This window comes from Stenotrophomonas sp. 3(2025) (assembly GCF_052665395.1).
On record NZ_JBQOIF010000014.1, the window covers coordinates 1 to 10,176 of the forward strand.

Sequence of the window (10,176 nt, forward strand, 5' to 3'; positions counted from 1 at the left end):
ATGGGCCCGAGGCATGCCTCGGGCGGGTTGGGCAGGACGCCCAACCCCGGTCTTGCCGTGTGCGCAGGACAGCGCACGCGAGCAGGCGGCGACCGAGCTTACAGGGACGTGCTTGCAGCGGCCCCTGCGCAGCCTATCTGCCCGGCCGCACACGAGCGATCACGGCCGCCCGCGAGGGGCTCCGCCGTTGGCCGGAAACCACGCGGCGCCGCCGCGCCGACCTCAATCCTCGACGCGCAGTACCGCGCCTGGCTTCAGCACGCTGCTGCCGCTCAAGCCGTTCAGCGACAACAGCGCCTTTACCGGCATGCCGTAGCGGCGGGCGATGGTCCATGCCGATTCGCCATTGCGAACGGTGTGGCGACGGTTGCGCGGGCGATCGGCAGCCGAGGCGACCACCTTGGCCACCTGCGGGCTCGGCGCGGCGCTGGAGGTGCTGGCCACTGCGGTGGCAACGGCCGTGCTGGTGATGTCGGCAACGTCCGCGTTGGACGCCGAAACCGGGGCCAGTACGCGGGCCGCGCCCGACGGGCGGTTGCCGGCGGCCAGTGCCGGATTCAGGCGGGCGATCTTGGCCGGGTCCAGGGCGCGCTGGGCGGCCCACTGCTGGACGCTGGTGCCCGCCGGCAGGGTGTGGTCCTTCAGCACCGGTACGGTGCGGTCCAGCGAGGCCATCACGCCCGGCTGGTCTTCCACGTCTTCCAGCACGCAGGCCAGGGCATGCAGCTTCTCGACGTAGGCATGGGTGACCGGCGACAGCCCGGGCAGGCCGGCCGGCTTGGCGTTCTGCGCATTCATGCCGGCCTTGCGCATGGACTGCAGCACGCGGTATTCACCGGCGTTGTAGGCCATCGTGGCCAGGCGCCAGTCACCGCCGAACATGCCATGCAGGGTCTTCAGGTAGCGCACGGCGGCCTGGGTGGACTCCACTGCCGACAGTCGGCCGTCATAGTTGTTGCTCATCGGTACGCGATGGTTGCGTGCCGTGGTGGCGATGAACTGCCACAGCCCGGTCGGGCCGCTGCCGTTGCGGGCATTGGGCCGGTAACCACTTTCGACGAAGGGAATCAGGGCGAATTCGGTGGGCAGGTTGGCTTTGCGCAGCTCTTCGACCACATAGCCGAACAGCACCAGCGCGTCGTCATCCTGGTTGGCCAACCGCGAAGGCGCATGGGCGAACTGCTTCTGCCAGCGCGGGCTGGTGGCTTCGGCGTCACAGGTAGGTTCTGCCAGGCCGTCGCGGAAGCTGGAGAAGATCTCCTGGCCGTTACGTACCGATGCGGCCGGCAGCGTTGACGGATCCAGCGGCAGGGCCGAGGCGGCGGTCAGGTTCTGGCTGATGCCGGCGCCCAGCGATTGTGCGCCGGCAGTTCCGGCCAACCCCAGGACGAGACCCAGGGCCAGCGGCAGACTTCGGCGACTCATGCGCGGAAGCCGTCTTTCCAGTGCCGGAGACCGGCCATGACGTCGACGTCGTCCACGACTTCGCGCCCCAGGTGCGCCGACACGGCCGCGCGGATGGGCGCCGTGTGGGTACGCAGGAACGGATTGCAGGCAATTTCATCGGCCAGGGACACTGGCAGGGTGGAACGGTCATCGCGGCGCATGGCCAAAGCCTCCTCTTGGCGCTGCAACAACGCAGCGTTGGCGGGGTCGACATGCCGCGCGAAGACGGCATTTGACACGGTGTACTCGTGAGCGCAACACAGCAGCAGTTGCGCGGGCAGGGCACCCAGCTTGCGCATCGATGCCAGCAGCTGGGACGGCGTACCTTCGAACAGGCGTCCACAGCCCAGGCTGAACAACGAATCTCCGCTGAAAAGCTGTTCAGCGGTGTGAAACGCGATGTGGCTGCGGGTGTGCCCGGGGACGGATAGTACGTGGAACATCTGGCCCAGTGCCTGAACACGTTCACCTTCGCCGACCCGCTCGGTGGCCATGGGGATGCGCTCTTCGACCGGTGCGACCACGCGCACCCCGGGGAAACGCGCCTGCAGCGCCGGTACTCCGCCGATGTGATCGTCGTGGTGATGGGTGAGCAGGATGGTGTCCACGCGCACGCCTTGGGCCGCCAGCGCCAGTACCGGTGCAGCGTCGCCGGGATCGACGACCACGGCAGCACCGTCGTCGGCGATCAGCATCCAGATGTAATTGTCCGCAAATGCGGGCAGGGCAGTCAGTCGCATAGAATTGGACCATGCCCGCGCTGCAGAGCACCCGTCAAGCGAGCCAGGCCCCGTGGTTCGACAGTGAACCGGCGGAGGCCCTGCGCGTGCTCGAACGTCAGCTGCTGCTGCCGCAGCTGTCGCTGCTGCCGACCCGGCCCTGGTTGTGGATCGCTCCCAGCGCCGCCTGGCTGGCCGATGCGCAGCTGGGCGGTCGGGGCCTGCGCCTGCATCGCCAGGGCACTGGTTATGCCGGCGATACCCGCTGTGGCCTGCCGTTGCCGCTGCCCAACGAGAGTGTCAACGCCATCGTGCTACAGCATGTGACCGTCGGCGATGCCGACCATCTGCTGGACGAATGCGAGCGCGTGCTGATGCCCGGCGGCCATCTGTGGCTGACCAGCCTCAACCCGTTCAGCCCGTTCCGCACGCGCTGGCGCCAGCGCGGGCTGGTGGTGCGCACGCCGCAGCGGATCCGCCAGCTGCTTGAGCGCCATGGGCTGGAATGCGAGGACATGCGTTACCTGGGGCCGATGTGGCAGGGTGCCGGCAGCCGCCGTCGCGGCGGCTGGGCCCCCCTGCGCGCGGCCTGCCTGTTCCACGCTGAAAAACGCACGCTGGCCCTGCCCGGGCCGACCCCGTTGCCCGTGCGCTGGCACGGCACCGTTGCTACCTGATCTGGAGTTGTATTGAAAACCATCGAAATCCACACCGACGGTTCCTGCCTCGGCAATCCCGGTCCTGGTGGCTGGGCGGCGCTGCTGCGCTACAAGGGGCACGAGCGCGAACTGAGCGGTGGTGAAGCCCATACCACCAACAATCGGATGGAGCTGATGGCGGCCATTTCCGGCCTGGAGTCGTTGACCGAGCCCTGCCAGATCGTCCTCTACACCGATTCGCAGTACGTACGGCAGGGCCTGACCCAGTGGCTGCCGGGCTGGATCCGCAAGAACTGGAAGACCGCCGGCGGTGACCCGGTGAAGAACCGCGAACTGTGGGAGCGCCTGCAGGCCGCCACGCTGCGGCACCAGATCGACTGGCGCTGGGTGAAAGGCCATTCCGGCGACCCGGACAATGAACGCGTGGATACCCTGGCCCGCAACGCCGCGATCCAGATCCGCGACGGCAGCCCGGTAAACTGAGCCCATGCGTCAGATCATCCTTGATACCGAAACCACCGGCCTGGAGTGGAAGAAGGGCAACCGCGTCGTCGAAATCGGCTGCGTCGAGTTGTTCAAGCGCCGCCCGACCGGCAATACCTATCACCAGTACCTGAAGCCGGACTGCGAATTCGAACAGGGTGCGCAGGAAGTGACCGGCCTGACCCTGGAATTCCTCGCCGACAAGCCGGCGTTCGCGCAGGTCGTGGAGGAGTTCCTGGCCTTCATCGATGGCGCCGAGCTGATCATCCACAACGCCGCGTTCGACCTGGGCTTCCTCGACAATGAGCTTTCCCTGTTGGGAGAGCAGTACGGGAAGATCACCGATCGCTGTACGGTGATCGATACACTGGTGCTGGCGCGCGAGCGCTTCCCGGGCCAGCGCAACTCGCTCGACGCCCTGTGCAAGCGGCTGGGCGTGGACAACTCGCACCGCGCCCTGCATGGCGGTCTGCTGGATGCGCAGATCCTGGGTGATGTGTACATCGCGTTGACCTCGGGCCAGGAGGAGATCGGCTTCGGGCTGGGCGATGACGATGCCGGTGGCGCTGCGGCGTTGCAGGCGTTCGATGCGTCCAAGCTGCTGCCGCGGCCGCGCGTGGTAGCCACGCCGTCGGAGCAGGAAGCGCATGCGGCGCGTCTGGAGCGGCTGCGCAAGAAGGCCGGCCACGCGTTGTGGGACGGCCCGAAGGTGGAAGAGGCCGCGAGCGCGTAGGCGCCGCGGTAGCCACGCATGGCGTGGCTCTACTGTAGATCCACGGCCTGCATGGGGCAGTGGCAGCGCACCAGGATCACGGTGATGTTGTCCGATGACGCGCCAGCGCAATCGCGCTGGCGCCCCACAATTTGCGCTGCAGATCGTGGGCCCCGTCTCACCAGCACCCAGACCCCCGCCGCTTCGCGGCCGCCCCCTGACTCAGGGGGCTTGCCTCCAGCCGGCATCAGTGGCAGCGCACCAGGATCACGGTGATGTTGTCCGAGCCGCCGCCGTCGAGGGCGGAGGCGACCAGGCTGTCTACGCATTCCTGTGCGCTGGCGTCGTCGAAGGCGAGGGTGCGGGCGATGCCGCGGTCATCCACTTCCTCGGTCAGGCCATCACTGCACAGCAGCAACTGCATGCCCGGGCGCAGCTCGCCGCTGGTGGTCGCCACGTTCAGGTGTGCCGGGTCGGTGACGCCCAGTGCCTGGGTGACCACGTTGCGGTGGGGATGGGCGCGCGCCTGCTCGGCCGTCAGGTTGCCCTGCGCGACCAGTTCCTGCACCACGCTGTGGTCCTGGCTGAGCTGGGCAAGCTGGCCATCGCGCCACAGATAGGCGCGGCTGTCGCCGACCCAGGCCACTTCGTAACGGTTGCCCTGCACCCGTGCAGCGACCACGGTGGTGCCCATCGGCAGGCTGTCGTTGCGCCGGCGCGAGGCGCGGATGATTTCTTCGTCGGCGGTGCGGATCGCCTGCGCCAACGGCGCGCCACGGCGGATCTCACGGACGATGGTCTCGCGCGCCAGTGCACTGGCCACCTCGCCGCAGGCGTGCCCGCCCATGCCGTCGGCTACCAGCCACAGGGCCAGCTCGCCGTCACCGTAATAGGTGTCCTCATTGAGCTCGCGGCGCAGGCCGGGATGGGTGAGATGTCCGAATTCGATCATGGTGGGCGCTGGGCGAGGGGGTAATGCCGGGGAGAACGGCATGATCACGGCCAAGCGGACATCCGGCAAGCCATGCAGTCAGGAAAATTTCACTTCATTGGGCGCAATGACTTGTCGTCAGCCGCGCTTCCTCGTATGATGCGCGTCCCCGGTTCGCCGGGGAACATCTGGAGAGGTGGCAGAGCGGTTGAATGTACCTGACTCGAAATCAGGCAGGCGTTTATAGCGCCTCGGGGGTTCGAATCCCCCCCTCTCCGCCAGATTAAAAAAGAAGGGCTGCCGAAAGGCAGCCCTTCTTTTTTAATCTGGCGCGGGGATGCGACGACGCTTCGCGCGTCGCCCCAAACGTTGCGATGCAACGTTCGGGCCCCTCCCTTTGCCGGCCTCTCCCCGCCCCTGTCGGGGCAGCCCCTCAACAGAGGGGCTTGCTGCTCCAGATGGCTTTGCGTCAACTTGCACGGATCGGTGGCTTCTTTATCTGTCGCGGGGATGCGACGACGCTTCGCGCGTCGCCCCAATCGTTGCGATGCAACGTTCGGGCCCCTCCCTTTGCCGACCTTCCCCCGGATGCTTGAGTAGATCCACGCCATGCGTGGATGCCGTTCGCGTGCGGCGGGTTACCATGTACGCCATCACCTGCTGGAGCCGCCACGATGACCGCTGAAATCCTCGTCCCCGTTTCATTCGGCGAGCTGCTGGACAAGATCTCGATCCTGCAGATCAAGTCCGAGCGCATCAGTGACGAAGGCAAGCTGGCCAACGTACGCAAGGAGCTGTCCGCGCTGGAAACCACGTGGATGGCGCACCCGGCGGCAGTGAAGGACATCGCCAAGCTGCGCGCCGAGCTGAAGGCGGTCAACGAGCAGCTGTGGGAGATCGAGGACGACATCCGCCTGAAGGACAAGGCGCAGGCGTTCGATCAGGGGTTCATCGACCTGGCGCGCAGCGTGTACCTGCGCAACGACGAACGCGCACGCATCAAGAAGGCGATCAACCTGGCGCTGGGTTCGGCGTACGTGGAAGAGAAGTCCTACCAGGATTACACGCAGCGCGCGTAATCCCGGGCGGCCCGACGCAGTAGATCCACGCCATGCGTGGATGGATCTCCCGGGTTGCGGGACGGTGCGGACCAAGGTCCGCACCCAGTAGGCAGCGCTCGGCCGCCCGGCGTGCCACTCACCCCAGGTGGTCGGCGACGTAACGCTCGAACGCGGCAATGCCGTCCTCGACCGTGATCAGTTCCATCACATCGTCGAATTCGATCTTGGTGCCCCACTTGAGGTCGGCTGCCTGCTTGCCCAGGTACTTGCGCGCCGCGTCGTCGTAGCGGTCCGCGCAGTAGCGGCGGTCCGAATACGGGCCGCTGCGGTTCGGGTTGCTGGCCGCATGCAGGCCCAGCACCTTGGTACCCATTGCGTTGGCAATGTGCATCGGGCCAGAGTCCGGGGTCATCACCAGGTTGGCGCGGGCCAGCAGGGCCGGCAACTGCTTGAGCGTGTCCTTGCCGACCAGGTCCAGCGCCGGAACATCCAGCTGGGCCTGGATGGCGTCGGCCATGCTGCGCTCCAGTTCGCTGCGGCCGCCGCACAGCACGACCCGCCATCCGCGCGCGACGGCATGGTTGGCAACCTCGGCATAGCGGTCGGCGTACCAGTTGCGGCGCACATGGCTGGAGCAGGGCGAGATCATCAGCACCGGCCGACCATCGTCCTGCCATTGCGCAGCGGCCCAGTCATAGGCGGCCTGCGGCACGGCCAGGTCCCAGCTGACATCGGTTTGGCGCAGGCCCAGCGGCTCGCAGAAGCTGCCGATGGCATCGAGCACATGGATACCCGGGCGATCAGGGATGCGTTCGTTGATGAAGAGGCCGTGCAGGTCCTTGGAGCGGCTGCGGTCGTACCCGATGCGGCGCTCGGCGGGAATGAAGGCCGACAGCACGTTGGCGCGGAACGCCACCTGCATCTGCAGCAGGGCCTCGAAACGCCCGGGCGGCAACTGCTTGCGCAGCTCCTTCACTCCGGCCATGCCGGTCTTCTTGTCGTAGGCGTGGAAGGTGACGCCCGGCAGGCCATCGAGCAGCTTCTGCCCGACCTTGTCGATGATCCAGTGGATCGGCGTGTCCGGTCGCGCGGCCTGCAGGGTGCGCACCAGCGGCACTACGTGGGTCACATCGCCAAGAGCGGACAGGCGCAGAAGACACAAGGAGGAGGACGCTGATGCCATGTGTTGTTAGACTCAAAGGAATGGTCGCATTCGACGCCAATGAAGCGCTGACGCCATGCCGCGAGGGTCGCGGCATCGGGGCCATTCTGTTCGACCGCGAGCGGCTGCGGCAAGCCGACATCGGTCTGTTCTCGCCACAGCACTGGGCCGGCAAGGCCCGGCCGGTGGGTGAGGGCGGCCGTGGCAGCGCCTGGTTCGTGGATGCGCCGTTCGGCGCCAGCGTACTGCGGCACTACCTGCGCGGGGGGCTGGCGGCCCGGATCAGCCACGACCAGTACATCTGGCGGGGGGCGGACCGGACCCGCAGCTTTGCCGAATTCCGGCTGATGCGCGCGCTGCGCGAGAAGAAGCTGCCGGTGCCCAGGCCGATTGCCGCCTTCTACATGCGTGAAGGCCTGCGCTACCGCGCCGCGATCCTGATGGAACGGATCGAAGGGGTGCGCTCGCTGGCCGACCGCGCACTGGTGGCCGGGCGCGGGGCGCCGTGGGAGGAAACCGGGCGGATGATCGCGCGCTTCCACCGTGCCGGGCTGGACCATGCCGATCTCAATGCGCACAACATCCTGTTCGATGGCAACGGGCATGGCTGGCTGATCGACTTCGATCGCGGGGTGATCCGCATCCCGGCCACGGCCTGGCGCGAGCGCAATCTCAAGCGCCTGCTGCGCTCGCTGATCAAGCTGCGCGGTGAGCGCAGCGTGGAAGACGTGGAAAAAGACTATGCGCGCCTGCGCCGCGCCTATGACATGGCCTGGAACCGGGGCACCTGATGGACTGGTCGTTGCGTTTCCTCGGCGTCGGCAATGCGTCGGCGGTCGAGCTGGGTTCGCCCATGTCGGTGATCGAGCGCGATGGCCGGCCCTGGCTGACCATCGACTGCGGCGGCGAAGGCCTGACTGCCTTCAAGGCCCACTACGGGCATATGCCGCAGGCGCTGTTCGTCACCCATGTACACCTGGACCACGTGGCCGGTTTCGAGCGGCTGTTCGTGGATACCTTCTTCAGCGCGCAGCGGCGCGGCAAAGTGCGCCTGTACGTGCCGGCCACGGTGGTACCGCTGCTGCACAAGCGCATCGGCGATTACCCGAACGTACTGGCCGAGGGCGGCGCCAACTTCTGGGATGCCTTCCAGCTGATCGTGGTGGGCGATGCGTTCTGGCACGAGGGCGTGCGGCTGGAGGTGTTCCCCGTGCGCCACCACTGGCCGGAGACGGCCTATGGCCTGCGCCTGCAGGGCGCGCTGACCTGGAGCGGGGACACCCGGCCGATTCCGGAAATGCTGGCGCGCTATGCCAGTGACAACGAACTGATCGCCCACGACTGCGGGTTGCACGGCAATCCTTCGCATACCGGGGTGGATGACCTAGAGCGCGAGTACAGCGCCGAACTGCAGGCACGGATGATGCTGTACCACTACGCCAGCGTGGCCGATGGCCAGGCCCTGGCCGCGCGCGGGCACCGGGTGGCACAGCCGGGCCAGTGCGTTGTGCTGGCCGCACCCACGGCGCCGCACGTGCTGGCGCAGGATCCGCCGTGAGCAGCGCTGGCGCCGCCGCTACACCGGCGCTGGCCGCCGAACTGGAGGGGCTGGAACGCGCACTGCATTGCCCGCAGGTGCGCGCAGACCATGAGCGTCTGGCGGCGTTGCTGGATGAGGATTTCAGCGAGATCGGCAGCTCCGGCCAGTGCTACGGCCGTGAGGCCGCGCTGGAAGAGATCCCGCTGGAGCGTGCGCAGGTGGTGATCGAGTCGGACCGGTACGCCGTGTGGATGCTGGCAGAGGGCTTGGCCCAGGTGCGTTACCGCAGTCGCTATCACGTCGATGACCAACCACAGCGCTGGGTGCTGCGCAGCTCGCTGTGGCGTCAGCATTCAACGGGCTGGCGGGTGGCATTCCATCAGGGTACGCCTGAGGCGCGGTAGCGCCAGGGCATGCCCGGCGAAGGGCGCCAACCAAGGTTGGCATCTACCGGAGCGGGGTTTCGCCGAAAAGGCGGTGGCCCCGCCGGCTGACCTCGGCGCCCGCGTCGATCGATACCGTTGCTGCCTTCCGGCCCTGGCGGAGTTTTCGACCTAGCGTCGCGAGGGGCCGACGGGGCCACCATAGAGACATTGGCCGCCCGGAGGCGGCCGATTCACGGATCAGGGAAAGCAGCGCGTTGTGCGCCGGAGACCACAGCCGGACTGCACATCGGCTTACCGATGGCAGAGGCGCATTCTAGCGCAGGCAGGTGCGTTGATGCCAGCTTCATGCACTGAATCCGATGTAACCCTGTGCCCCCAGCATCGGCCGGTGGCTGCCGCCGTTGCTAGAATCCGGTCCCAGGAGGAACGACCTCCCCCACATCGGGATGCAATGACCAGGACGGCCTGGCCCTACCAAAGGAGGGCTGTCATGGCCTGGATCTATCTGTTGTTTGCCGGCCTGCTGGAAATCGTCTGGGCCGTGTCGATGAAGCAGTCTGAAGGCTTCACCAGACTCACCCCCACCGTCATCACCATCGTCGGCATGATCGCCAGCTTCTGGCTGCTGGCCGTCGCCATGCGCAGCCTGCCGCTGGGCACCGCCTATACGATCTGGACCGGTATCGGCGCGGTCGGTGCTTTCGTGGTCGGCATCGTGTTCCTGGGCGAGCAGGTCAGCCCGATGCGGATTGGCGCGGCGGTACTGATCGTCGCCGGCCTGGTGCTGATGAAACTCTCCAGCAGCTGAGGCCGGTTACGAATGCGGCGGGAATATGGATATTCCCGTTCTGCAGAAACAAGAGAATATGCATTTTCGGCAAAGTCGTGACGACTGCCGTGATTATTTGACGGCCATCATGAAAATAAAGTTCCGGATTCACGTGGTGCTGGCGTTGACGGCCGCACAGTGCGCCCATTCGTCAAGCGAAACCGGGGAGTTTTCGCGCTGACGGACAGGCAGGCGCGCGCAGTTCCTGCAGCGCTTGCACGTGAAAGTGTGACTGTTTTTCAAGGTTG

The 10,176-nt window shown here is 66.7% G+C and carries 13 protein-coding genes, 1 tRNA gene and 1 other RNA gene; 10 read left to right on the forward strand and 5 right to left on the reverse strand.

Going from position 1 to position 10,176, the window contains the following annotated elements; translation table 11 throughout:
- Positions 1-222 precede the first annotated feature (222 nt).
- Positions 223-1,425 (reverse strand): lytic transglycosylase domain-containing protein, encoded by a 1,203-nt coding sequence (locus ACUXVE_RS11915; RefSeq protein ID WP_222390546.1) that lies wholly within the window; start codon positions 1,423-1,425, stop codon positions 223-225.
- Entirely contained in the window at positions 1,422-2,186 is a 765-nt protein-coding gene (gloB, locus tag ACUXVE_RS11920) for a hydroxyacylglutathione hydrolase (protein WP_100551680.1), read from the reverse strand. The genes ACUXVE_RS11915 and gloB overlap by 4 nt, the downstream gene beginning before the upstream one ends.
- Before the next feature lie 11 nt (positions 2,187-2,197).
- On the opposite strand from gloB, the gene ACUXVE_RS11925 reads away from it, so the two are divergent.
- Genes ACUXVE_RS11925 through dnaQ form a run of 3 tightly spaced genes read left to right on the forward strand, consistent with a single transcriptional unit; the run spans position 2,198 to position 4,040 of the window.
- Complete coding sequence (locus ACUXVE_RS11925) at positions 2,198-2,842, forward strand: hypothetical protein (protein WP_445514463.1); 645 nt, start codon at positions 2,198-2,200, stop codon at positions 2,840-2,842.
- Between the two features lie 12 nt (positions 2,843-2,854).
- Positions 2,855-3,307, forward strand: coding sequence for a ribonuclease HI (gene rnhA, locus ACUXVE_RS11930; protein WP_049468386.1), 453 nt, complete (start codon positions 2,855-2,857; stop codon positions 3,305-3,307).
- A gap of 4 nt (positions 3,308-3,311) precedes the next feature.
- Positions 3,312-4,040: a DNA polymerase III subunit epsilon gene (gene dnaQ, locus ACUXVE_RS11935; RefSeq protein ID WP_445514464.1), complete on the forward strand. Its 729-nt coding sequence runs from the start codon at positions 3,312-3,314 to the stop codon at positions 4,038-4,040.
- A gap of 226 nt (positions 4,041-4,266) precedes the next feature.
- Here the strand turns inward: dnaQ and ACUXVE_RS11940 are convergent, their stop codons facing one another.
- The gene (locus ACUXVE_RS11940; RefSeq protein WP_025878157.1) at positions 4,267-4,971 is read right to left on the reverse strand and encodes a PP2C family protein-serine/threonine phosphatase; all 705 of its coding nucleotides are present in this window, start codon (positions 4,969-4,971) and stop codon (positions 4,267-4,269) included.
- 169 nt (positions 4,972-5,140) lie between these two features.
- On the opposite strand from ACUXVE_RS11940, the gene ACUXVE_RS11945 reads away from it, so the two are divergent.
- Positions 5,141-5,231: transfer RNA gene (locus ACUXVE_RS11945), tRNA-Ser, on the forward strand.
- A 393-nt stretch (positions 5,232-5,624) separates the two neighbouring features.
- Positions 5,625-6,029, forward strand: a complete 405-nt coding sequence (locus ACUXVE_RS11950; RefSeq protein ID WP_032977378.1) for a DUF6165 family protein — start codon at positions 5,625-5,627, stop codon at positions 6,027-6,029.
- A 118-nt stretch (positions 6,030-6,147) separates the two neighbouring features.
- Here ACUXVE_RS11950 and ACUXVE_RS11955 read toward each other — a convergent pair whose 3' ends face one another.
- Positions 6,148-7,194 (reverse strand): glycosyltransferase family 9 protein, encoded by a 1,047-nt coding sequence (locus tag ACUXVE_RS11955; RefSeq protein ID WP_445514465.1) that lies wholly within the window; start codon positions 7,192-7,194, stop codon positions 6,148-6,150.
- A gap of 20 nt (positions 7,195-7,214) precedes the next feature.
- On the opposite strand from ACUXVE_RS11955, the gene ACUXVE_RS11960 reads away from it, so the two are divergent.
- The 3 genes from ACUXVE_RS11960 to ACUXVE_RS11970 are packed head-to-tail and all read left to right on the forward strand — an operon-like array spanning position 7,215 to position 9,117.
- On the forward strand, positions 7,215-7,964 hold the full coding sequence (locus ACUXVE_RS11960) for a 3-deoxy-D-manno-octulosonic acid kinase (RefSeq protein ID WP_025878162.1): 750 nt from the start codon (positions 7,215-7,217) through the stop codon (positions 7,962-7,964).
- Positions 7,964-8,731 (forward strand): MBL fold metallo-hydrolase, encoded by a 768-nt coding sequence (locus ACUXVE_RS11965; RefSeq protein ID WP_025878163.1) that lies wholly within the window; start codon positions 7,964-7,966, stop codon positions 8,729-8,731. Before ACUXVE_RS11960 ends, ACUXVE_RS11965 begins: the two co-directional genes overlap by 1 nt.
- Positions 8,728-9,117 carry a nuclear transport factor 2 family protein gene (locus ACUXVE_RS11970; protein ID WP_222390540.1) on the forward strand — a complete coding sequence of 130 codons (390 nt, stop codon included), beginning with the start codon at positions 8,728-8,730 and terminating at the stop codon, positions 9,115-9,117. The genes ACUXVE_RS11965 and ACUXVE_RS11970 overlap by 4 nt, the downstream gene beginning before the upstream one ends.
- 76 nt (positions 9,118-9,193) lie before the next feature.
- On the opposite strand, the gene ffs is transcribed toward ACUXVE_RS11970, so the two are convergent.
- Positions 9,194-9,290: signal recognition particle sRNA small type (gene ffs / locus ACUXVE_RS11975), an RNA gene on the reverse strand.
- A gap of 299 nt (positions 9,291-9,589) precedes the next feature.
- Here ffs and sugE point away from each other — a divergent pair.
- Both sugE and ACUXVE_RS11985 read left to right on the forward strand, forming a co-directional pair.
- Entirely contained in the window at positions 9,590-9,907 is a 318-nt protein-coding gene (sugE, locus tag ACUXVE_RS11980; protein ID WP_049468377.1) for a quaternary ammonium compound efflux SMR transporter SugE, read from the forward strand.
- A 25-nt stretch (positions 9,908-9,932) separates the two neighbouring features.
- Positions 9,933-10,109, forward strand: coding sequence for a hypothetical protein (locus ACUXVE_RS11985; protein ID WP_445514466.1), 177 nt, complete (start codon positions 9,933-9,935; stop codon positions 10,107-10,109).
- Positions 10,110-10,176 lie beyond the last annotated feature (67 nt).

What these genes read in the sequence shown, in the direction of transcription:
- dnaQ (WP_445514464.1), top strand. Translation starts at nt 3,312, where the DNA reads ATGCGTCAGATCATCCTTGATACCGAAACCACCGGCCTGGAGTGGAAG.
- ACUXVE_RS11965 (WP_025878163.1), top strand. Translation starts at nt 7,964, where the DNA reads ATGGACTGGTCGTTGCGTTTCCTCGGCGTCGGCAATGCGTCGGCGGTC.
- ACUXVE_RS11940 (WP_025878157.1), bottom strand. Translation starts at nt 4,971, where the DNA reads ATGATCGAATTCGGACATCTCACCCATCCCGGCCTGCGCCGCGAGCTC.
- gloB (WP_100551680.1), bottom strand. Translation starts at nt 2,186, where the DNA reads ATGCGACTGACTGCCCTGCCCGCATTTGCGGACAATTACATCTGGATG.
- ACUXVE_RS11960 (WP_025878162.1), top strand. Translation starts at nt 7,215, where the DNA reads ATGGTCGCATTCGACGCCAATGAAGCGCTGACGCCATGCCGCGAGGGT.
- sugE (WP_049468377.1), top strand. Translation starts at nt 9,590, where the DNA reads ATGGCCTGGATCTATCTGTTGTTTGCCGGCCTGCTGGAAATCGTCTGG.
- ACUXVE_RS11925 (WP_445514463.1), top strand. Translation starts at nt 2,198, where the DNA reads ATGCCCGCGCTGCAGAGCACCCGTCAAGCGAGCCAGGCCCCGTGGTTC.
- ACUXVE_RS11955 (WP_445514465.1), bottom strand. Translation starts at nt 7,194, where the DNA reads ATGGCATCAGCGTCCTCCTCCTTGTGTCTTCTGCGCCTGTCCGCTCTT.
- ACUXVE_RS11985 (WP_445514466.1), top strand. Translation starts at nt 9,933, where the DNA reads ATGGATATTCCCGTTCTGCAGAAACAAGAGAATATGCATTTTCGGCAA.
- ACUXVE_RS11950 (WP_032977378.1), top strand. Translation starts at nt 5,625, where the DNA reads ATGACCGCTGAAATCCTCGTCCCCGTTTCATTCGGCGAGCTGCTGGAC.
- ACUXVE_RS11915 (WP_222390546.1), bottom strand. Translation starts at nt 1,425, where the DNA reads ATGAGTCGCCGAAGTCTGCCGCTGGCCCTGGGTCTCGTCCTGGGGTTG.